Genomic DNA, 21,602 nt, shown 5'->3' on the forward strand with positions numbered 1-21,602 from the left:
AAAAGACTTTTTTACGCTTTCGGATACCGGCTTTTTTCGCCGGCGCGTATGATGACCGTTTGGCTGAAGGTTTGCGGGAGAAAACAATGGCGGCTCAACGGGTAGTGATGGTCGTGGATATGCAAAACGGCGTGTTCGCCACGCCGCGTCTGGCGCGCGAGCGCTGCGTCGCGCAAATTAATCGTCTGGTGCGCGCGGCGGATAAAGTGATTTTTATTCAGCATGATGAGGCCGGCGGCCTCGAAGCCGGCAGCGAAGGCTTCGCCCTGCTCCCTGAGCTGGAACAGCCGGCCGGCGCGCTGTATGTCACCAAAACCGCCTGCGACGCCTTCTACCACACCTCGCTGGAGCAGGTGCTGCGGGAACACGACATTCAGCAGTTCGTCATCTGCGGTTGCGCCACCGACTACTGCCTCGACACCACCATTAAAAACGGCGCCAGCCGCGGGTACGGCATTGTTATCGCGGAAGATGCCCACACCACCGCCAACCGCCCCGCCGCGCAGGCCGCGACGCTGATCGCCCACTACAATGAGGTGTGGCGTACGCTGACCGTTCCTGGCAATCCTTTACAGGTGAAACCCACAGAAACAATTCTGCACGCCTGGCAGCAGAACTAAGCTGTTGATATCCGGTCTTATCATCCGTCTTCCCCGCGAGAGCGCTTTCACGCGGCGGCCGACGTATGCGTCGTATACAGCAATAGCAGAACGATAAGAAGTTAGCAGGAGACAATGATGTTTAAATCTTTTTTCCCCAAACCGGGGCCGTTTTTTATTTCTGCCTTTATCTGGTCGCTGCTGGCGGTGATCTTTTGGCAGGCGGGCGGCGGCGACTGGCTGCTGCGGGTCACCGGGGCATCGAAGGATGTGGCGATCAGCGCGGCGCGCTTCTGGTCGCTCAACTATCTGGTGTTCTACGCTTACTATCTGTTTTGCGTCGGCGTGTTTGCGCTGTTCTGGTTTGTCTACTGCCCGCATCGCTGGCAGTACTGGTCGATTCTCGGCACGTCGCTCATCATCTTCGTCACCTGGTTTCTGGTGGAAGTGGGGGTGGCGATCAACGCCTGGTATGCGCCGTTCTATGATCTGATCCAGAGCGCGCTGGCCACCCCGCATAAGGTCAGTATCAACCAGTTTTATCATGAGATCGGCATCTTTCTCGGCATCGCGCTCATCGCGGTGATCATCGGCGTGATGAACAACTTTTTCGTCAGCCACTACGTCTTCCGCTGGCGCACGGCGATGAACGAACACTACATGGCCCACTGGCAGCATCTGCGCCATATCGAAGGCGCCGCGCAGCGTGTGCAGGAAGATACCATGCGCTTTGCCTCCACCCTGGAAGATATGGGCGTGAGCTTTATCAACGCGGTGATGACCCTGATCGCCTTCCTGCCGGTGCTGGTGACGCTCTCCGAACACGTTCCCGACCTGCCCATCGTCGGTCACTTGCCGTATGGCCTGGTGATTGCCGCGATCGTCTGGTCGCTGATGGGGACCGGCCTGCTGGCGGTGGTGGGGATTAAGCTGCCGGGTCTGGAATTTAAAAACCAGCGCGTGGAAGCGGCCTATCGTAAAGAGCTGGTCTACGGCGAGGACGATGAAACCCGCGCCACGCCGCCGACGGTGCGCGAGCTGTTCAGCGCGGTGCGTCGCAACTATTTCCGTCTCTATTTTCACTATATGTACTTCAATATCGCCCGCATTCTCTATCTGCAGGTGGATAACGTTTTCGGCCTTTTCCTGCTGTTTCCGTCGATCGTTGCCGGTACGATTACCCTCGGGCTGATGACGCAAATTACCAACGTTTTCGGCCAGGTGCGCGGTTCGTTCCAGTACCTGATCAGCTCGTGGACGACGCTGGTGGAACTGATGTCCATCTACAAACGTCTGCGCAGCTTTGAGCGCGAACTGGACGGCAAGTCGCTGCAGGAAGCGATCCCGACATTACGTTAATCAAGACAAGGAAGCAGGATGGCCGCACGTTTATCGCGCATTATACCCGGTTCATTGACGCTGCTGGCGGCCGTGGTGCTCAGCGCCTGTACCAGCCAGCAGGCGCCGGTGCTGAAAGAGGGCGAGAAGCCCGTTGACGTGGCGTCGGTGGTGCGGCAGAAAATGCCCGCCAGCGTCAAGGATCGGGAGGCCTGGGCGCAAGCCATCGCCACCGCCTTTGACAGCCAGAAGCTGGCGCCGACGGAAGAGAACGTCTGCTCGGTGCTGGCGGTCGCGCAGCAGGAGTCCAATTATCAGTCCGATCCGGTGGTGCCGGGGCTGAATAAAATCGCCTGGCAGGAGATCGACCGCCGGGCGGAAAAAATGCACATTCCGCTGTTTCTGGTCCATACCGCGCTGAAGATCACCTCGCCAAACGGCAAAAGCTACAGCGACCGTCTGGACAACGTGAAGACGGAAAAGCAGCTGAGCGCTATTTTTGATGACTTTATCGGGATGGTGCCGATGGGGCAGAAGCTGTTCGGCTCCCTGAACCCGGTGCACACCGGCGGCCCAATGCAGGTCAGCATCGCCTTTGCTGAGCAGCATACCTCCGGCTACCCGTGGAAAATGAACGGTACGGTGCGCCAGGAGGTCTTCAGCCTGCGCGGCGGCCTGTGGTTTGGCACCTATCATCTGCTGAACTACCCGGCCAGCTACAGCGTGCCGTTGTACCGTTTTGCCGACTTTAACGCCGGCTGGTATGCCAGCCGTAACGCCGCCTTCCAGAACGCGGTGGTGAAAGCCAGCGGGGTGAAACTGGCGCTCGACGGCGACCTTATCCGCTATGACAGCGACGAGCCGGGCAGCACCGAGCTGGCGGTACGTCGCCTGGCGGGCCAGCTGGGGATGAGCGACAGCGAGATCCACAGCCAGCTGAAAAAGGGCGACAGCCTGGCGTTTGAGAAGACCGACCTCTATCAACAGGTTTTCCGTCTCGCTGATAAAAAAGCGGGCAAAACCCTGCCGCGGGAGATGTTGCCGGGGATCCAGCTTGAGAGTCCGAAAATCACCCGTAATCTGACGACGGCGTGGTTTGCGAAACGGGTCGATGAGCGGCGGGCAAGCTGTATGGCGCGGCGTTAACGGCGCCGACGCCAGCGTACAATGATCGCCAGCAGCCCGATGAACGCGCAGCCGACCAGGAAAGGGATCAGGCCAAAGAGGGTGCCAACGGCGAGACTGATGTCGACCTGCGGACGGCTGGCGTCCTGGGCCTGCATCAGGCGCTCAAACACCCCCGGGGCGTGGATCAGCATGCTGAGCATCTGCGCGCCGGCCCAGCAGCAGATCAGCACGAACAGCCCGTAGGCGACATGGCTGCCGGTCAGCGCCCCTCTCTTTTTATTTCCCAAAAGCGATTTTGAAAAACTGAATTCAGCCATAGGCCCTCCCACCTCTGTACTGCTGGTTTTTTCTCCAGCTCTATGGCAGGTATTCTGGCAGTGCGACGCCGTCGCCAGTATCAGATTGCTGGTAATTGCCCTCCAGGAATAATCCTGTTTTCGCCGTTGTGTTAACCGCGCCACAGGAAGGGAAAAGGGAGACCGGCGTCGCAATCCAGCAACATTCTCCATATCGCTACAGACCGCCGCGGGCGGCTATGCGAAGATGCGTTTTTTGCTGTTGGAGGCCGCATGAAGCTCACTGATAAAATTCGCCGCGACTGGCACTACTACGCGGTGGCGCTGGGGTTAATTTTTATTCTTAATGGCGTGGTGGGGCTGCTGGGGTTTGAGACGCAGGGCTGGCAATCCTACGCCGTCGGTCTGGTCACCTGGGTGATAAGCTTCTGGATTGCGGGCTTTGTGATCCGCCGCCGCCCGGCAGAAGAGGCCTGAGGCCGCCGCTGCCAGGCGGGGTAAAACGCGTTTTAGTTCATGGAGGTTTTCAGCGCCCGGTCCGCGGCATGGCGCTCCAGCGCCAGCTCAATCAGGCGGGTGATCAGACTGGTGTAATCGAGGCCGCTGGCCTGCCACAGCTTCGGATACATACTGATATTGGTGAAGCCCGGCAGGGTGTTGATCTCGTTGATCACCACCTCGTTGTCGGCGGTGAGGAAGACGTCGACGCGGGCCATGCCGCTGCAGCCCAGGGTCTGGTAAGCCTGCACCGCGATAGCGCGGATCTTGTCGTTGATCTCCGGGGCGATAGCGGCCGGGACCACCACCTGCGCGCCCTGGTCGTCGATATACTTGGTGTCGTAAGCGTAAAACTCGCTGTTGAGGACAATTTCACCGCAGGTGCTGGCCTGCGGATGGTCGTTACCCAGCACCGCACACTCAATTTCCCGCCCTTTAATACCTTGCTCCACCACCACTTTATGGTCAAATTCAAAGGCCAGGGCCACCGCCTGATGGTACTGCTCTTCGTTTTTAACTTTGCTGACGCCAACCGACGATCCCTGGTTGGCCGGCTTAACGAACAGCGGCAGGCCCAGCTTCGCTTCGACATCGGCAAAGCTGAACTGCGCGCGGTTGGCGCGGGTCAGGGTGATAAACGGCGCAACCGCGAGACCGGCGTCGCGCAGCAGGCGTTTGGTCACATCTTTGTCCATACAGGCCGCAGAGCCCAGCACATCGGATCCGACGAAAGGCAGATTGGCCATGCGCAGCATCCCCTGCAGGGAACCGTCTTCGCCCAGCGTGCCGTGGACGATGGGGAAAATTACATCGATGGCCGCCAGCGGCTGGCCGCTTTCGGCGTTAATCAGTTGCTGCGCCTCGCGGCCCGGGATCTGCGCCAGGGTCACCGTTGAAGGGCGCAGGGCGATGCGGGCAGGATCCTGAGCGTTGAGCAGGTAGTTGCCGGCGTCGTTGATGTGCCATAGCCCCTGTTTATCAATCCCTAACAGAACCACATCGAAGCGTGATTTATCAATCGCTTCCACGATATTCTTCGCTGACTGCAGCGACACTTCATGCTCTGCCGACTTACCGCCAAAAACGATCCCAACCCTCATCTTTGCCATTTCAACTTCCATCCAGATTACATCAAAGGGCATAACATACCATGTGAAACCGCCGCCTGCCTGCCATAATATTTACCTGATCAATTGACGGGAGCGGGCGTGAGAGGAAAGACGCTGCTGGTGCTGGCCGGGCTGCTCGGCGCGGGCCTTGTGGGATATCGCTATCTGCCGCCACACCTGAATCCGCTGGCGCCGCTGGCCCTTGACGATCCCCCGGGCTGGCTGACGTCGTTCAAGCTGCGCAGCCTGACGGCCGACCAGTGCGCCTCCCTGCTGGCGGAGGCCAACCGCCGGCGGCTCATCGCCAGCCAGCCGGTGGCCGACAGCGAGGGCGCCTGCCCGCTGCGTAACGTGGTGCGGGTGGCTAATTTTGGCTCGGTGCAGTTGAGCAGTAGTTTCCTCGCCAGCTGCCCGCTGGCGCTCAGCAGCGCGCTGTACGTCGAGCAACAGGCGAAGCCGCTAACCCGTCAGCTGATGGCCAGCGATCTGCGCCAGATCGATCATCTCGGCAGCTTCGCCTGCCGCAATATCTACCATCGGGAACAGGCGCGGCGTAGTGAACACGCGACGGCGGATGCCCTTGATGTTAGCGGCTTCCGCCTGACGGACGGCAGACGCATCAGCGTCCTGCAGGGCTGGCGCAGCGATCGCTCTCACCCCTGGCTGGCGGCGCTGTTAAGCAACAGCTGCCCTTACTTCGGCAACGCCCTGGGGCCGGAGTACAACGCGGCGCACGCCAACCATTTTCACTTTGGGATGCGCGGGCAGGGCTTCTGCTTTTGAGCATAAAGCCCTGTGAGCAGCCTGAATGACCAGAAAATGCTTCGTCAGCCTCTCATGCGCAGTCATAAAACACCAAACTCACCGCCAGCGCATCTATGGTAGTACACCAGTGCAATGAAATTGCTAAGCTAGGTAATAATTGGCAAATCATTAATGAATACGCGTAGTTATGGAATCCTGGAAGGTTAATCTTATCTCTGTCTGGTTTGGTTGCTTTTTTACCGGCCTGGCGATCAGTCAAATTCTCCCCTTTTTACCGCTCTACGTCTCCCAGCTGGGCGTCACCTCGCATGAAGCGCTGTCGATGTGGTCGGGGCTGACCTTCAGCGTCACCTTCCTCGTCTCGGCGATCGTCTCGCCGATGTGGGGGAGCCTGGCGGACCGCAAAGGTCGCAAGCTGATGCTGCTGCGCGCCTCGCTGGGAATGGCGATCGCCATTTTACTGCAGGCCTTCGCCACTAATGTCTGGCAGCTGTTTATCCTGCGGGCGATCATGGGCTTAACCTCCGGTTATATCCCTAACGCCATGGCGCTGGTGGCCTCCCAGGTGCCGCGCGAGCGCAGCGGCTGGGCGCTGAGCACCCTGTCGACGGCGCAAATCAGCGGCGTGATCGGCGGGCCGCTGCTGGGCGGCTTCCTGGCGGACCACGTCGGGCTGCGAATGGTCTTTTTTATTACGGCGATCCTGCTGACCATCAGTTTTCTGGTGACCCTGTTTCTGATTAAAGAGGGCGTTCGCCCGCAGGTCAGCAAAAGCGATCGTCTCACCGGGAAACAGGTCTTTGCCTCCTTGCCCTATCCGGGGCTGGTAATCAGCCTCTTTTTCACCACTCTGGTGATCCAGTTGTGCAACGGCTCAATCGGCCCGATTCTGGCGCTGTTTATCAAGTCGATGGCGCCGGACAGCAACAATATCGCTTTTCTGGCCGGGATGATCGCCGCGGTGCCCGGGGTGTCGGCGCTGATCTCTGCGCCACGTCTGGGTAAGCTTGGAGACCGCATCGGCACCTCGCGGATCCTGCTGGCGACGCTCTGCTGCGCGGTGGTGATGTTCTTCGCCATGTCCTTTGTCACCACCCCGCTGCAATTAGGTACGCTGCGTTTTCTGCTCGGCTTTGCCGATGGCGCGATGCTTCCGGCGGTGCAGACCCTGCTGCTGAAATACAGCAGCGACAGCGTCACCGGGCGCATCTTTGGCTATAACCAGTCGTTTATGTATCTTGGCAACGTCGCCGGGCCGCTAATTGGCGCTTCCGTATCAGCGATGGCCGGCTTCCGCTGGGTGTTTATTGCTACCGCCATTATCGTTTTCATTAACCTCTGGCAACTGGCATGGATGCTGCGCCGTACCCGCCGGGCGAATGCCTGAACCTCTGCTGACGGTATTTAACGCAATACCGTCAGCGTTATTCAACGTCGGTCGATTTACCATTACTTTTTGTTATCGCCATTGCGTGAGCGCTATTCCATTTTATTATTTCCGACGTCATTTAGTTATAAACAGACCCGGTTGTGATTAAACAATACTATTTATAGTGGTATTTTGTTGTGGTAAAACGTTTCGCTGTATATTGGGTGTTGCGACGATTCTTATTTTAAGTAATTCTGGGGTCCGTCATCAGGTATGACATCTCAATCGAAAAACAGGCCTCGCATAAGGAACTGGTGCTATGAAGAATCTCATTGCTGAGTTACTGGTTAAACTGGCGCAAAAAGAAGAAGAAGCAAAGGAACTGACGGTGCAGGTTGAAGCGCTGGAGATCGTGGTCACCGCATTATTGCGCCATATGGAGCATGATGCCCAGCAGGCATTGATTCAGGATATTGAGCAGGCGATAGACCAGGTGACGCCTTGTCCGCCGGTCAACGACCAGGATGCCATCCTGCTGCAGCAATATCTAAAGAAGCTGTTGCGGCATCCTCGTAGCTAATCTTTGCGACGCGACAAGGATGCCGTCATTTTTCTGTCATCTCCCTTTTATAAAGTCTCCCACGTTTTGTTTTTTTAAGTATTTTTTACATGGAGATGACAAAAGTGAAATTAAGCGCCCTGTTTATTGCCCTGCTGCCTCTGCTGGGCTCGCCGGTTATTCATGCGGAAACCACGACCGCGCCGGTTCTGGAAAATCGCGCTGCCCAGGGAGATATCACCACTCCCGGCGGCGCGCGTCGTTTAACGGGCGATCAAACCGAAGCGCTGCGCGCCTCGATAATCAATAAGCCGGCCAAAAACATTATCTTGCTGATTGGCGATGGGATGGGCGATTCTGAAATTACCGCTGCGCGAAATTATGCGGAAGGGGCGGGCGGTTTCTTTAAAGGCATTGACGCCCTGCCGTTAACCGGGCAGTACACGCACTATTCGCTGGATAAAAAAACCGGTAAACCGGACTACGTCACCGACTCGGCGGCCTCCGCCACCGCCTGGACCACCGGCGTGAAGACCTATAACGGCGCGCTGGGCGTCGATATTCATGAGAACGCGCATCAGACCATCCTCGAACTGGCGAAAGCGGCGGGACTGGCCACCGGCAACGTTTCCACCGCCGAGCTGCAGGACGCTACCCCCGCGGCGCTGGTGGCGCATGTGACATCGCGTAAATGCTACGGCCCTACGGTTACCAGCGAAAAATGCCCCAGCAATGCGCTGGAGAAAGGGGGCAAAGGCTCCATTACCGAACAGCTGCTGAACGCCCGGCCGGATGTCACCCTGGGCGGCGGCGCGAAGACTTTTGCCGAAACGGCGACGGCGGGCGAGTGGCAGGGCAAAACCCTGCGTGAGCAGGCGGAAGCGCGCGGCTACCAGATTGTGACCGACGCGGCCTCTCTTGCCGCCGCGACGGAAGCCAGCCAGGATAAACCGCTGCTGGGACTCTTCGCCGACGGCAATATGCCGGTACGCTGGGAAGGGCCCAAGGCGTCTTATCACGGTAATATCGATAAGCCGCCGGTAACCTGTACCCCAAACCCGAAACGCGACGCCTCGGTGCCGACGCTGGCGCAGATGACGGAGAAAGCGATTGACCTGCTGAGCCGCCACGAGAAAGGCTTCTTCCTGCAGGTGGAAGGTGCCTCCATCGATAAGCAGGATCATGCGGCGAATCCGTGCGGCCAGATCGGCGAAACGGTTGATCTCGACGAGGCGGTGCAGAAGGCGCTGGAATTTGCCAAAAAAGACGGCAATACCCTGGTGATCGTCACCGCCGACCATGCGCACGCCAGCCAGATCATCCCGGCGGATAGCAAAGCCCCGGGCCTGACTCAGGCTCTGAATACTCACGATGGCGCAGTGATGGTCATGAGCTACGGCAACTCAGAGGAAGAGTCGATGGAGCACACCGGCACCCAGCTGCGCATTGCGGCCTACGGTCCGCATGCGGCTAACGTCGTCGGCCTGACCGATCAGACCGACCTCTTCTCAACTATGAAAGCTGCCCTGAGTCTGAAATAAGTCGCTGCCGGTGGCGAAATCGCGTCACCGGCTGGTTTTTTTTCTATCTGCGTCCAGACTTACAACGATCCACTCACAGAAGGATGGTGCGATGAAAATAACCTTACTGATGACCCTACTGTTTGGCTTGATCTTTATCAGCGCGGTTGGCGCGGCAGAAAAAACGCCCACTCCTCAGCAGCAAAGGATGACGGACTGCAATCAGCAAGCGTCAGCCAAAACGCTGAAAGGGGAGGAGCGCAAAACCTTTATGAGTCAGTGCCTCAAAAAAGAGACCACGACCTCGCAAGGAAAGCCCCTCACGCCCCAACAGCAGAAGATGAGCGACTGCAACAAAGCGGCTTCGGCAAAATCACTGAAGGGCGATGAACGCAGTACCTTCATGAGTAGCTGCCTGAAGAAAGCCTGAAAAAAAGGGAGCGCACGCGCTCCCTTGTTCTTTGACCTCTCAGGGCTTGCAGCCCGCCAGCTCAGCTTCAGGAGCGGCTCAGTTTCTCTGATTTTTCCATGCACTGGCTGATGGCTTCGATCACCGCGGAGCGGAAGCCTTTTTCTTCCAGCACGCGCACGGCTTCGATGGTGGTCCCGCCAGGAGAGCAGACCATATCTTTCAGCGCTCCCGGATGCTCACCGCTCTCCAGCACCATTTTGGCAGAGCCCATCACCGCCTGCGCGGCGAATTTGTAGGCCTGGGCGCGCGGCATCCCGCCGAGAACGGCGGCATCGGCCATCGCTTCGATAAACATAAAGACATAGGCTGGCGCCGAACCGCTCACACCCACCACCGGATGGATCATCGGCTCGGCAATTTGCTCCGCCTGGCCAAAGCAGCGGAAAATGGTCAACACTTCAGCCACATCTTCGCTGCTCACCAGCGCGTTTGGCGTAACGGAGGTCATGCCGGCGTTAACCAGCGACGGGGTATTGGGCATCGCGCGAATAATTTTGCGATCGTGGCCGAGCGCGCGCGCCAGCTGGTCAAGCGTGACGCCGGCGGCGATGGAGACCACCAGCGACTCTTTATTCAGGCTGGAGGCGATATCGCCCAGCACTTTGGTCATGATCCCCGGCTTCACCGCGCCGAAGACGATATCGGCAATTTGCGCCACTTCCTGGGCGCTATCGGCGGCGTTGATGCCGTACTGGTCGCGCAGAGCCGCAACCTTGTCCGGCGACGGGGTGTAGACCCAAATTTGTCCCGGCTGTACCTGGCCGCTGGCGATCAGTCCACCCAGAATGGCCTTACCCATATTGCCGCAGCCGATAAAGCCAATTTTCTTATCCATCACCATTCCCCTCTGCTTTTTTCGTTACGATCTGATTAGCTTATCATCCTGGCGCTTTCATGGGGGAGAAAAGCAGGTAACATTGGCGACACTTATTGCAGGTAACAGGAGCTGGCATGGCCATTTGGGTGGATGCAGACGCGTGTCCGAACGTGATTAAAGAGATATTGTTCCGCGCGGCAGAGCGGACCCAGACGCCGCTGACGCTGGTGGCGAACCAGCCGCTGCGCGTACCGCCGTCGCGTTTCATCCGCACCCTGCGGGTTGAGCAGGGTTTTGACGTGGCGGATAACGAAATCGTCCGTCAGTGCGCGGCGGGGGATTTAGTGATCACCGCCGATATTCCGCTGGCGGCGGAGGTGCTGGCGAAGGGCGGGGCGGCGCTCAATCCGCGCGGAGAGCGCTACAGCGAAGCGACGATCCGCGAGCGGTTGACGATGCGGGATTTTATGGAGACATTACGGGCCAGCGGCGTTCAGACCGGCGGCCCGGATAGTTTATCGCAGCGCGATCGGCAACAGTTTGCCGCCGAGCTGGAGAAGTGGTTGCTGGCGGTTAAACGTCAGCAGGGTTAAACCCAACTGTCGTCATCGCTGCCAATATCATCATCGCCAAAGCCGGCGTCGAAGTCGTCGTTCCAGGTGTTGTCGGCAAGGAACTGATCGTCTCCCTGACGGAACGGATCGTCACCCGCGGCGGCGTCCTGTGCGGCGGGGGCGTCAGCATCAGGCTGCGGCTTCTCTTCGATGATATTCACAATCTCCTGCGGGTGCGAGCCGCTGAACATACTGGTCAGCATATTGCCCAGCACCACCCCGCCCGCTACGCCTGCGGCCGTTTGCAGCGCGCCCGCCATAAAGCCGCCGCCGCGTGCGGCAGCCTGCGGGGCATAGCTCTGCTGCTGCTGTGGGGCATACTGCGGCTGTGAGCTGGCCTGCGGGCGACCGTATTGCTCCGCGCCCGGGATCGGGTCAGAACCGCGTGACGAGCCGCCGCCGCCAAACAGGCCGGAGAGGAAACCGCCGCTGCTGGGCTTCGCCGTCTGCAGCTGGCTGACCTGGCTCTCCAGCGCCTGGATGCGATCGTTGAGCTGTTTAATCGCGGCTTCCTGGATAAGGATGGTTTGCGCCATATAGTAGGGGGCCGCCGGCTGCGCGCTCACGTGTTGGGCAATCCGCTCCTCGGCGCTGGCATCGCGCGATGCACTGTGCGCCTCAGCCTCTTTCAGCCGGGAAAACAGTCCATCAATAAGGCGTTGTTCTTCAGATTGCATGTTACATTCCTCTGTCACACTGTCGAATAGGCATCAGGGTGCGTCTGAAACACGATGTTGTAAATATGTTGCTTCGTAAAGCTATGCATAAATGTGTTACCGTTTACGCCAGCAGTGGATAAAAAATAACGCCAGGCAGAAAAGTAAAGCTGGTTAAACACCAAATGCAATGATAAGTTTACATTAAGAGCCCTTTGTCTCACTGCGGTGATGGGGTGTAAAGAAGTTTTGTAACGTTTTCTTTACGACTACGTTGCGGAACAGACAGCGATAATACGTTCTTTCGTTTTCCTTTTTTTGCGACAGACGGAACCAGGGGGTCTTCGGTTATGACACAGCCAATCTTTCTCATCGGGCCACGCGGCTGCGGTAAAACCACCGTCGGCCATGCGCTGGCGCGAGCGCGACATTTTCAGTTCTCCGATACCGATCATCGGCTGCAGGCCCATGAGCAGCGGACGGTGGCGGAGATCGTGCAGGCGGAAGGGTGGGCGCGCTTTCGCGAGCTGGAGACCCTGTCGCTGAAGGCCGTGACCCTGCCGAATACGGTGATCGCCACCGGCGGCGGCATCATCCTCGCGGAATGTAACCGTCAGTTTATGCGGGAGAACGGCGTGGTGATTTATCTTCAGGCGTCGGTGTCGGCGCTGATTGACCGTCTGGAAGCCTACCCGAAAGCCGAACAACGGCCGACGCTCACCGGGAAACCGGTGCGTGAGGAAGTGGGCGAGGTGCTGTCGCAGCGTGAAGCGTTATACCGTGATGCTGCCCATCATATTGTCGATGCTACAGCCTCCCCGGATCGGGTGGTGGAGCAAATTATGACCATGCTGTGCGGCGCGACGGCAGCTCCGGTAAGTTAAGAATTTACTTACATTAAGGCGGCGAGGGGCGCCTATACTTGATAGTTCTGATACCGGAAGAAGGAAGAACTATGCCAAACAGACCCCCATATCCGAGAGAAGCGCGCGTGGTTGCGGTAGAGAAAGGTCCTCAGGGTCAGACGGTGACCTGGTATCAACTCCGCGCGGACTATCCTGAGCCCGATTCGCTAATCAGCGAACATCCTACCGAGCAGGAAGCCGTGGATGCCAAGCGGCGTTATGAAGATCCCGACAAGTCTTAACCCCTGAGCCCGGATTGCCTGTCCTGCGGGCAATATCGGGCGTATCTCACATTTTTTATTTATCAGTCGTACTAATGAATTTCTAACACACGGATTTTTCAGGCACGCCGCCGCTGCCCGGCAATCTTTACATTCAACCGCGGCGTGGAGCTGCTACGCTTCTCGACGGTTGATTTTTACTCACCAGGGGGGCGAATGCTGTGTGTGGTAAGCCTGTGTTGAAGCAGTGGTAGTGAAAAGGTACATGATATGAGTAGTGCAACGATGGCAATTTTGACCATCGGCGTTGTGCCGCTGGCGGGAGTATTACCGCTCCTGACCGAACATATCAGGGAAGAACAGATCGCTCACATCAGCCTGCTGGGCGAGATGACGCGTGACGACGTGATGGCAGAGTACGCCGTGGGTGACGGCGAACAGGGTCTGTTGACCTTGCTCAGCGATAACCAGCTGGTGATGGTGTCGCGACAAAAAATTGAACGTGATGTTCGCAGCGTGATCGCCATGCTGGATCGACAGCATTTTGATGTGATCCTGCTGCTCAGCTCCGAACAGCTGACCGGTTTTACCACCCACCACGCGATCCTCCTCGAGCCGCAGCGGATCATTCCGCCGCTTGTGGCGTCGATCGTCGATGGGCACCAGGTCGGGGTGATCGTGCCGGTGGAAGAGATCATGCCCATGCAGCGACAAAAGTGGCATTCACTGGAGAAGTCACCGTACTACGCGTTGGCCAACCCGTTTACCGGTAGCGACAGTGAGCTGTTAACCGCCGGTAAAGCGCTGCTGGAGCAGGGGGCCGACGTGCTGGTCCTCGACTGTCTCGGTTACTATCAGCATCATCGCGATGTGTTACAAAAAGCCCTTGATGTCCCGGTTTTGCTGTCGAATGTGCTGGTTTCCCGACTGGCGGCAGAACTATTAGTCTAATGTGTTAATTTCACGTGACAGGGGCAAGGAGCGCCCCCTATATTGAGCCTTTCAACGACGATCAGAAGGGCTTGTTTATGCTTCAAAGCAATGAATACTTTGACGGAAAAGTGAAATCCATTGGCTTCACCAGCAGCAGTACCGGTCGCGCCAGCGTTGGCGTGATGGCGGAAGGAGAATACACCTTTGGTACGGCGCAGCCGGAAGAGATGACGGTGGTCAGCGGGGCGCTGAATGTCCTGCTGCCGGGTGAGACTGAGTGGAAAGTTTACGCCGCCGGCGAAGCCTTCAATGTGCCAGGCAACAGCGAATTCCATCTGCAGGTGGCTGAGCCAACCTCCTATCTGTGCCGCTATCTGTAAGTCAGCGTAACGCCCGGCGCTTGCCGCCGGGTTGTATTTTTTTCCTGTCAGGCAGGAAAGAAAGCGGCGCTTAGCGCTGCGCTTCGCCGCCGAGCCCTTCCACCAGGCTTTGGATCAGGGCAGCCAGTTCGCCGGTCATTAAGATAAAGTCGGCGTCAAAGCGCTGGGCGAAATCTTCCCGATCGATATCTTCGTTTTGGTCGCGTAATTCATCGCAGAACTTGAGGCGCTTAATTGACGCGTCGTCGCAGATCACAAACTGAATACGCTGCTGCCAGTCCAGCGCCAGCTTGGTGACGACCTTCCCGGCCTCAATGTGCACAGCGATTTCGTCGCTGACCAGATCCTGCTTCTTGGCGCGGATCACGCCGCCATCTTCCAGCATCGCTTTCAGCTCGGCTTCGTCCAGCAGCTGGAAGCCCTGCGCTACGGTGCCGGAGCGGACCCACTCGGTCAGCGTCAGCTCGATCGGATTCTCCAGGGTCAGCGGCACCACCGGCAGCGAGCCGAGGGTTTTACGCAGCAGGGCCAGGGTATCTTCCGCTTTTTTCGCGCTGGCGCAGTCCACCATGATCAGGCCGTTGACGGTGTCGATCCACATCATCGTCTGGCTGAAGCGGCTGAAGGCGCGCGGCAGCAGCGAGTGCAGCACTTCATCTTTCAGGGAATCTTTCTCAGTCTTCTTCAGCTTGCGCCCCTGATCGGCTTCGAGCTTCTGGATCTTCGCCTCCAGCGCCTGCTTGATCACCGGCGACGGCAGGATCTTTTCTTCTTTACGCGCGCAGATAATGATCTGGCCGTTCGCCGTATGCGTCAGCGCGTCGCTGTGCGATCCCATCGGCGATACCCAACCGGTTTTCGCCATATCCTGGCTGCCACAAGGGGTAAATGTCAGCTCGGCCAGCTGTTTTTCCATCTCCTCGGCGCGCAATTCGATATCGCGGCTGAGACGGTAAACCATTAAATTTTTGAACCACAGCATGATAATTTCCACGGCTTTGTCGTTAAATCAGGCGGGCATGATAGCGAATTGTCGCTATGCTTGCATTGTTAATCGGGGTGAGGAGCTGAGCGTGCGTATTGGTATTGATTTAGGTGGTACAAAAACCGAAGTGATAGCCCTGAGCGACCAGGGAGAGCAGCTGTTTCGCCATCGGTTACCCACGCCGCGGGAGGATTACCGGCAAACCATCGAGACTATCGCTACCCTGGTGGCGATGGCCGAGCAGGCGACCGGACAGCGTGGCACCGTGGGGATGGGGATCCCGGGCTCGATTTCGCCCTATACCGGGGTAGTGAAAAACGCCAACTCGACCTGGCTCAACGGCCAGCCCTTTGACAAGGACCTCAGCCTGCGCCTTGACCGCGAAGTTCGGCTGGCTAACGACGCCAACTGTCTGGCGGTGTCGGAAGCGGTGGACGGCGCGGCGGCGGGGGCGCAAACGGTGTTCGCGGTGATTATCGGCACCGGCTGCGGCGCGGGCGTAGCGCTCAACGGGCGGGCGCATATCGGCGGCAACGGTAACGCCGGCGAGTGGGGACATAACCCATTGCCGTGGATGAACGACGATGAGCTGCGCTACCGTGCGGAAGTGCCTTGCTACTGCGGTAAACAGGGGTGTATCGAAACCTTTATCTCCGGCACCGGCTTTGCCACTGACTATCAGCGGCTGAGCGGCAAGGGGTTAAGCGGCAGCGAGATTATGCGCCTGGTGGGTGAAGGTGACGAAAAAGCCGAACTGGCGCTGAGCCGCTATGAACAGCGGCTGGCGAAATCGCTCGCCCACGTGGTGAACATCCTCGATCCGGACGTCATCGTGCTGGGCGGCGGGATGAGCAACGTCGAGCGGCTGTATCAGACGGTGCCGGACCTGGTGAAACAGTGGGTCTTCGGCGGCGAGTGTGAAACGCCGATCCGTAAAGCGATGCACGGCGACTCCAGCGGAGTACGCGGCGCGGCATGGCTGTGGCCGCTGCAGGGGACCTGAACCACTCCCTCTCACCCCGGCCCTCTCCAGGAGGGAGAGGGGGAAAGGCGGCGTCGGTGGTTGGGGGTGTGGCAGGAACCCCCGGTCTCTTGCGGGGAGAGGGGTAATCGCAACAGCGTACGAAACGGAAAACCAGCGCCGGACGGTTCCCTCTCCCCCCGGAGAGGGTTAGGGTGAGGGAACATCGCAATGACTCAGACCTCACTCCACCGCAAACGCTCTATCCAGCCGACTGTAGCCCAGACCATTTATCTTCTTCACTTTGATCTGCACCGGAATGCGTTCTTTCATCGCCTCCACGTGGCTGATCACCCCGATAATCTTGCCGCTGGCGTTGAGCGCATCCAGCGCGTCCAGCGCCGTGTCCAGCGTTTCGCTGTCGAGGGTGCCGAAGCCTTCATCAAGAAACAGAGAGTCAATCCGCGTCTTATGGCTCACCAGGTCTGACAGCGCCAGGGCCAGCGCCAGGCTGACGAGGAAACTTTCGCCGCCGGAGAGGGTGCGGGTGTCGCGCACGGCGTCGGCCTGCCAGGTATCGACCACCTCCAGCTCCAGCGCTTCGCTGGCTTTGCGCTGCAGCAGATAGCGCCCGTGCAGGCGGTTAAGCTGCTGGTTTGCCAGCCAGACCAGATTATCCAGCGTCAGCCCCTGGGCGAATTTGCGGAACCGATCGCCGGTGCTGGAGCCGATCAGCGAGTTGAGATAGCCCCAGTCATCCGCCAGCTGCGCCGCCTCTGCAATCTGCCGCCCCAGCGCCTGCTGATGCTGACGGCTCTCTGCGTCCTGCCTGAGCTGCTGACGGATCTCGCCCTGGCGGGTGGTGTTGTCCCGCAGCCGCTGGGCCAGGTCGTGCAGCTGAGTTTGCAGGGCGGGGATGTCCGCGTCCGTCCCTTGCGGACGCAGCGCCAGGTGCGCCTGCTGCTGCCGGGTCGCCTGCTCGCAGAGCGCCGTCGCCTGCTGAAGCTGCTGCTCCAGCGTCTGTTTTAACTGCGTTAGCCGCTGGGCGGTCTCGTCGTCCAGCAGCGCGGCGAGGAACGCCTGCCGATCGTTAAAGCGGCTGGCGGCCAGGGCGGCGGTAAATTGCGCCTGCGACTGGTCCAGGCGCGCCTTCTCTTCGGTCTCCAGCTGCTGCTGAGCGACAAGCTGGCTGTGCAGCGCCAGGCACTCTTCGTGGATCGCGCGCCAGTTGTCGGGGATCGCCGGTTCCGCTTCAGCTTCAGCCTCTGCCTCGTCGCTGGCTGGCAGCGTCTCGAGCAGCGGCTGCAGGGCGGCAATCTGCTCCTGAATGGCGCCATGCCGGGTCTGTTGCGCCTGCCACTGGGCAAATTCGCTTTCGCGAGCGTTCAGCCAGGCGGATTCTGTCCCTTCTTCCGGTAGGGTCAGCGTCAGGGCCTGCAGGGCGCTCTCCAGCCCCTGGCGCGTGGCCGTCAGCTGCTGCAGAGCCTGGCGCTCCAGCGCCTCCTGATCGTTGAGCTGGCTCTGCAGCATCAGGCGCTGGCTGAGCTGGTAGAGCTGCTGCTCGTAGCGCTCCTGCTCCTGGATCCAGTCGTTTATCTCTTGCGCAATATCCCGCGTGACCTGCAGAGAGGCGCAGGTTTCCTGCCACGCTTTAGTGAGCGCTTGCTCTTCCTCAGCGAGCCGCCCGGCCGCTTCGGTCTCACGCTGGAGCTGCTGCGTCAGGGCGTTGACCTGCCCGAGGATCAGCAGACCTTCTTCTTTTAGCGCGGCGACCTCTTTTTCCAGCGCATCGCGGCGGCGCTGATTATCCGTGACTGTTAGCGAAGCGTATTGCTCAATCGCCGGATGTTCACAGGAGCCGCACAGCGGGCAGGGCTTACCCGCCTCAAGCCGGGCGCGGTAATCTTCCAGATCTTTAATCGTTTCTTCCCGCTGGCAGAGCGCTTTCAGGTCGAGATAGTGCTGGTTTTTGTCTTTGTACTGCGCCCGGCGTTGCGCCAGGGTAGCGTTGAGTTTTGCCTGCTCCGCCTGCGCCTGCTGTACGCTTTCGGCGTTCTGGCGCAGACGCTTGCGCAGCAGCTGATGCTGTTCATGCAGGGAGAGCAGCCGCTGGCGCAGCGGTCGCGACTGGGTTTGCTGCGCTATCGCCGCCGCAACGTCATCGGCGCTCAGCGACAGAGGACTGGCCGGCAGCGCGGTCAGCTTCTGGCGCAGCGCGGCCAGGCGGCTGGTCTGGGCCGTCAGCTGCTGTTTATCCCGCGTTAGCTGCGAAAATTGCGCCCGCCAGCCGGCAATCTCCTGGCCCCACAAGCGGAATCGCTCATGGGCCGCCAGCCACTGCGCCAGATCGGTCAGTTCAGCCTGCCGCTGCTGCTGAGCGTGCAGGGCGCTGCGGCGGATGCGCGCGCGCAGCGTCGTGCTGGCAAGTAAGCGAGCATTTACTTCATTGATTCGCTGGCGGGTTTGCTCCAGGCCTGCCGCGTGCTCCTGCTGGCGCTCCCACAGGGGGCGCAGCTGGGCGGCGGGCTGGGCCAGCTCAAGCTTCGCCAGCGCCGGCGCGGCGTCGGCCAGCGCCTGGCGGGCCTGCTCCTGGCCGCTGACCGCCTGCTGCTGCTGCTGCGCCAGCTCGTCGCGGCGCGTTAGCCACTGGAGCTGCCGCTGCTGGTTTTGCTGCTGCGCCAGCAGGGCTTTCTCTTCGTCAGTAAGCACCTGCAAACTTTCCTGCAGCGCCTGCTGCTGGGCCTCCGTCAGCAGTACGATGCCCGCCGCCTGGGCTTCGAACTTCTCCAGCGTATGGCGAGCGGTTTTGTGCTGCTCATAGACCATCGCCGAAATCTGACCGTAGATTTCCGTGCCTGTCAGCTCCTCCAGCAGCTCCGCGCGATCGCTCGGCTTCGCGTTCAGGAAGGCGGCAAATTGTCCCTGGGAGAGCAGCATCGAGCGGGTGAAGCGGCCATAGTCGAGGCCGGTGAGCGTCGCGGTTTGCTCCAGCTTATCCGAGACCTTATCGGCGAGGATTTTGCCGTCGGCGCAGCGCGCCAGCTCGACGCGGGGCGCCTGCAGGTTGCCATCCGGCTGGTTACGCGCCCGGTTCTGGCTCCAGAAGGCGCGGTAGGCGATGCCCTTCACTTCAAACTCCACCTCCGCCAGACACTCGGCGGTATCGCGGGTCATCAGGTCGTTTTGCGACTGGGAGACTTTATTCAGGCGCGGCGTTTCGTGGTAAAGCGCGAGGCAAATGGCGTCGAGCAGGGTGGTTTTCCCGGCGCCGGTGGCGCCGGTAATGGCGAACAGGCCGTTGCTGGCGAACGGCTCGGCGGTAAAGTCTATCTTCCATTCCCCTTTCAGGGAGTTAAGGTTTTTCAGACGCAGACTGAGGATTTTCATGCGTTTTCGTCCTCCGCGGTGAGCGTATGCAGCGTATGGGCGAACAGCTCGTGCAGCCGGGCGCGCTTCTCATCGTCAATCTCGGTCAGCGCCAGCCGGCGCTCGAACACCTCTTCCACCTTCAGTTCGCTGAGGGTCTCCCGCTGGGCGTTGAGCAGTATTTTCTCGCGCTGCTCGCGGCTGCGGCGCACCAGCAATACTTCCACCGGCAGATCCTCCGTCAGCGCCTGAATTTGACGCTGAATATCGTGCAGGTACTCCTCGGTGGTGATTTCGATATCCAGCCACACCGGCGGGTCCTGTTCAACGCCGCGCCACTGCTCCAGCTGGGCGGTGATGGCGGCCAGATCGCCTTTGATGACCGCCAGCGGCTGGGTGACGGGCACCTCGAGGGTTTCCACGGCGCTGAGTCGCCCATCGCTAAAGCTCACCAGATGCACCGATTTCGCTTTGCCGGTTTCATCAAAGCTCAGCGGCAGCGGCGAGCCGCTGTAGCGGATGTGCTCGCAGCCGCCGACCACCTGCGCCCGGTGAATATGGCCCAGCGCAATGTAGTCGGCAGGGGGGAAGTGCTGCGCCGGGAAGGCATCCAGCGTGCCGATATAAATGTCGCGAACGGCATCGCTTTTGCTGGCGCCGACGGTGGTCAGATGGCCGCTGGCAATGACGGGCAGCGGGCGATCGCCGCGCAGCGCGCAGGCCTGCTGATACTGTTCCTGATAATAGTCGCTGATGGCGTGCAGCAGCTGCTGCTGTTTTTCCCGACCGGAGTGGCCGGCCTGGCTGATGACCAGCTCGCGCGGGCGTAAAAACGGCACCGGGCAGAAGATAGCCCCAGGGGTGCCGTCGCGCCGCGGCAGCTCAATGGGCGGGCAGCCGGCGTTCGCCACGACGGTGGTGTGTAAAAAGGCGAGGATATCGCGGGATTCATTGAGCATCGCCACCGAATCGTGGTTGCCCGCCAGCACCACCAGGCGACAGCCGGTCTGCTGCAACTGGACGACAAAGCGGTTATACAGTTCGCGAGCGTAGCTCGGCGGCGATCCGGTATCAAAAATATCGCCGGCCACGATGATGGCGTCGACTTCATGCTCCTGCGCGCGGGCCAGCAGCCAGCTCAGGAAGGCGTCATGTTCGGCCGCACGGCTTTTGCTGTAAAAATTCTGGCCCAGGTGCCAGTCGGAGGTGTGAAGGATGCGCATAAATCTTCCCTAGCGAAAAAAGCATGAGCGGCAGTATATCATTTGTCGGAGAGGGGTAAGTCCGCGTCATGCTTCAAAATACCCGATCATCAGACGGTCATTTTTTTCATAAATCTGTCACAAAAGTGACGCATAATGACGCCGCACTTCTATACTGATGGCTAAAAAACACAGGGTAAATAATGGCGAGAAGAATTCTGGTCGTTGAAGATGAAGCTCCAATCCGCGAAATGGTCTGCTTTGTTCTGGAGCAAAATGGCTTTCAGCCTGTCGAAGCGGAAGATTATGACAGCGCGGTGAATCAACTCAATGAACCCTGGCCTGATTTGATTCTCCTTGACTGGATGCTGCCGGGCGGTTCGGGGCTGCAGTTTATTAAGCTGCTCAAGCGCGAGGCGATGACCCGTGATATTCCGGTGGTGATGCTGACCGCGCGCGGAGAAGAAGAGGATCGCGTTCGCGGCCTGGAGACCGGGGCGGACGACTACATTACCAAGCCTTTCTCACCGAAGGAGCTGGTGGCGAGAATCAAAGCGGTGATGCGCCGTATTTCGCCGATGGCGGTGGAAGAGGTGATTGAAATGCAGGGGCTGAGCCTCGATCCCTCATCGCACCGGGTGATGACCGGCGAAAGTCCGCTGGACATGGGGCCAACGGAATTTAAATTATTGCATTTCTTTATGACCCATCCGGAGCGGGTGTACAGCCGCGAGCAGCTGCTGAACCACGTTTGGGGAACCAACGTCTATGTGGAAGACCGCACGGTGGACGTCCATATTCGTCGCCTGCGCAAAGCGCTGGAACACAGTGGCCATGATCGGATGGTGCAAACGGTTCGCGGCACGGGGTATCGTTTCTCCGCCCGTTTCTGAATTTTGACAGGAGTGT

General features: G+C 59.2%; 23 protein-coding genes. 16 read left to right on the plus strand and 7 right to left on the minus strand.

Translation table 11 applies throughout. The features are described 5' to 3' along the window. The first annotated feature begins 107 nt into the window (after positions 1–107). The 3 genes from CE636_RS20550 (at position 108) to CE636_RS20560 (ending at position 3,083) form a co-directional block, all read left to right on the plus strand. Positions 108–620 carry an isochorismatase family protein gene (locus CE636_RS20550; protein WP_072096510.1) on the plus strand — a complete coding sequence of 171 codons (513 nt, stop codon included), beginning with the start codon at positions 108–110 and terminating at the stop codon, positions 618–620. A 117-nt stretch (positions 621–737) separates the two neighbouring features. Then, the gene (gene sbmA, locus CE636_RS20555; RefSeq protein ID WP_017898946.1) at positions 738–1,958 is read left to right on the plus strand and encodes a peptide antibiotic transporter SbmA; all 1,221 of its coding nucleotides are present in this window, start codon (positions 738–740) and stop codon (positions 1,956–1,958) included. An 18-nt stretch (positions 1,959–1,976) separates the two neighbouring features. Then, positions 1,977–3,083 carry a DUF1615 domain-containing protein gene (locus CE636_RS20560; RefSeq protein WP_017898945.1) on the plus strand — a complete coding sequence of 369 codons (1,107 nt, stop codon included), beginning with the start codon at positions 1,977–1,979 and terminating at the stop codon, positions 3,081–3,083. Here CE636_RS20560 and CE636_RS20565 read toward each other — a convergent pair. Then, complete coding sequence (locus CE636_RS20565) at positions 3,080–3,382, minus strand: YaiY family protein (RefSeq protein ID WP_017898944.1); 303 nt, start codon at positions 3,380–3,382, stop codon at positions 3,080–3,082. The genes CE636_RS20560 and CE636_RS20565 overlap by 4 nt on opposite strands. 252 nt (positions 3,383–3,634) lie before the next feature. Between CE636_RS20565 and CE636_RS20570 the strand changes: the two genes are divergently transcribed. Then, a complete protein-coding gene (locus CE636_RS20570; protein ID WP_004204881.1) occupies positions 3,635–3,838 on the plus strand; it encodes a DUF2754 family protein in 204 nt (67 codons plus the stop codon). A gap of 32 nt (positions 3,839–3,870) precedes the next feature. Here the strand turns inward: CE636_RS20570 and ddlA are convergent, their stop codons facing one another. Further along, positions 3,871–4,968, minus strand: a complete 1,098-nt coding sequence (ddlA, locus tag CE636_RS20575) for a D-alanine--D-alanine ligase (RefSeq protein ID WP_004151348.1) — start codon at positions 4,966–4,968, stop codon at positions 3,871–3,873. A 99-nt stretch (positions 4,969–5,067) separates the two neighbouring features. On the opposite strand from ddlA, the gene CE636_RS20580 reads away from it, so the two are divergent. From CE636_RS20580 to CE636_RS20600, 5 genes are all read left to right on the plus strand, one after another. Continuing rightward, a complete protein-coding gene (locus CE636_RS20580) occupies positions 5,068–5,751 on the plus strand; it encodes an extensin family protein (RefSeq protein ID WP_017898943.1) in 684 nt (227 codons plus the stop codon). A 169-nt stretch (positions 5,752–5,920) separates the two neighbouring features. After that, positions 5,921–7,120, plus strand: a complete 1,200-nt coding sequence (locus tag CE636_RS20585) for a multidrug efflux MFS transporter (protein ID WP_004204877.1) — start codon at positions 5,921–5,923, stop codon at positions 7,118–7,120. A 301-nt stretch (positions 7,121–7,421) separates the two neighbouring features. After that, a complete protein-coding gene (gene iraP, locus CE636_RS20590) occupies positions 7,422–7,682 on the plus strand; it encodes an anti-adapter protein IraP (RefSeq protein ID WP_004204875.1) in 261 nt (86 codons plus the stop codon). A gap of 89 nt (positions 7,683–7,771) precedes the next feature. Further along, entirely contained in the window at positions 7,772–9,202 is a 1,431-nt protein-coding gene (phoA, locus tag CE636_RS20595; RefSeq protein WP_025999123.1) for an alkaline phosphatase, read from the plus strand. 91 nt (positions 9,203–9,293) lie between these two features. Beyond that, positions 9,294–9,611: a PsiF family protein gene (locus CE636_RS20600; RefSeq protein WP_004204873.1), complete on the plus strand. Its 318-nt coding sequence runs from the start codon at positions 9,294–9,296 to the stop codon at positions 9,609–9,611. 67 nt (positions 9,612–9,678) lie between these two features. Here CE636_RS20600 and proC read toward each other — a convergent pair whose 3' ends face one another. Further along, positions 9,679–10,488, minus strand: a complete 810-nt coding sequence (proC, locus tag CE636_RS20605; RefSeq protein WP_004204871.1) for a pyrroline-5-carboxylate reductase — start codon at positions 10,486–10,488, stop codon at positions 9,679–9,681. 116 nt (positions 10,489–10,604) lie between these two features. Between proC and CE636_RS20610 the strand changes: the two genes are divergently transcribed. Continuing rightward, positions 10,605–11,063 (plus strand): YaiI/YqxD family protein, encoded by a 459-nt coding sequence (locus tag CE636_RS20610; RefSeq protein ID WP_004204870.1) that lies wholly within the window; start codon positions 10,605–10,607, stop codon positions 11,061–11,063. Here the strand turns inward: CE636_RS20610 and CE636_RS20615 are convergent. After that, the gene (locus CE636_RS20615) at positions 11,060–11,761 is read right to left on the minus strand and encodes a DUF2076 domain-containing protein (protein ID WP_017898940.1); all 702 of its coding nucleotides are present in this window, start codon (positions 11,759–11,761) and stop codon (positions 11,060–11,062) included. The two genes, CE636_RS20610 and CE636_RS20615, sit on opposite strands and share 4 nt — an antisense overlap. A 329-nt stretch (positions 11,762–12,090) precedes the next feature. Here CE636_RS20615 and aroL point away from each other — a divergent pair, with 329 nt between their 5' ends. The 4 genes from aroL (at position 12,091) to ppnP (ending at position 14,179) form a co-directional block, all read left to right on the plus strand. Continuing rightward, positions 12,091–12,624, plus strand: a complete 534-nt coding sequence (gene aroL, locus CE636_RS20620; protein WP_017898939.1) for a shikimate kinase AroL — start codon at positions 12,091–12,093, stop codon at positions 12,622–12,624. A gap of 71 nt (positions 12,625–12,695) precedes the next feature. After that, the gene (locus CE636_RS20625; RefSeq protein WP_002890278.1) at positions 12,696–12,887 is read left to right on the plus strand and encodes a YaiA family protein; all 192 of its coding nucleotides are present in this window, start codon (positions 12,696–12,698) and stop codon (positions 12,885–12,887) included. A 249-nt stretch (positions 12,888–13,136) separates the two neighbouring features. After that, entirely contained in the window at positions 13,137–13,817 is a 681-nt protein-coding gene (locus CE636_RS20630) for an AroM family protein (RefSeq protein WP_072096489.1), read from the plus strand. 77 nt (positions 13,818–13,894) lie between these two features. Beyond that, the gene (gene ppnP, locus CE636_RS20635; protein WP_004204865.1) at positions 13,895–14,179 is read left to right on the plus strand and encodes a pyrimidine/purine nucleoside phosphorylase; all 285 of its coding nucleotides are present in this window, start codon (positions 13,895–13,897) and stop codon (positions 14,177–14,179) included. 70 nt (positions 14,180–14,249) lie between these two features. Here ppnP and rdgC read toward each other — a convergent pair whose 3' ends face one another. After that, positions 14,250–15,161: a recombination-associated protein RdgC gene (gene rdgC / locus CE636_RS20640; protein ID WP_002890285.1), complete on the minus strand. Its 912-nt coding sequence runs from the start codon at positions 15,159–15,161 to the stop codon at positions 14,250–14,252. A 91-nt stretch (positions 15,162–15,252) separates the two neighbouring features. On the opposite strand from rdgC, the gene mak reads away from it, so the two are divergent. Next, the gene (mak, locus tag CE636_RS20645) at positions 15,253–16,167 is read left to right on the plus strand and encodes a fructokinase (RefSeq protein WP_004204864.1); all 915 of its coding nucleotides are present in this window, start codon (positions 15,253–15,255) and stop codon (positions 16,165–16,167) included. Between the two features lie 201 nt (positions 16,168–16,368). Here mak and sbcC read toward each other — a convergent pair whose 3' ends face one another. Continuing rightward, positions 16,369–19,512, minus strand: coding sequence for an exonuclease subunit SbcC (gene sbcC / locus CE636_RS20650; RefSeq protein ID WP_017898938.1), 3,144 nt, complete (start codon positions 19,510–19,512; stop codon positions 16,369–16,371). Beyond that, on the minus strand, positions 19,509–20,714 hold the full coding sequence (gene sbcD, locus CE636_RS20655) for an exonuclease subunit SbcD (RefSeq protein ID WP_017898937.1): 1,206 nt from the start codon (positions 20,712–20,714) through the stop codon (positions 19,509–19,511). The genes sbcC and sbcD overlap by 4 nt, the downstream gene beginning before the upstream one ends. Positions 20,715–20,896: 182 nt before the next feature. Here sbcD and phoB point away from each other — a divergent pair, with 182 nt between their 5' ends. Beyond that, positions 20,897–21,586, plus strand: a complete 690-nt coding sequence (gene phoB / locus CE636_RS20660; RefSeq protein WP_004204861.1) for a phosphate response regulator transcription factor PhoB — start codon at positions 20,897–20,899, stop codon at positions 21,584–21,586. Positions 21,587–21,602: the final 16 nt, after the last annotated feature.

This window comes from Klebsiella sp. LY, assembly GCF_004010915.1.
GTDB classification, from domain to species: Bacteria; Pseudomonadota; Gammaproteobacteria; order Enterobacterales; family Enterobacteriaceae; genus Klebsiella; species Klebsiella quasipneumoniae.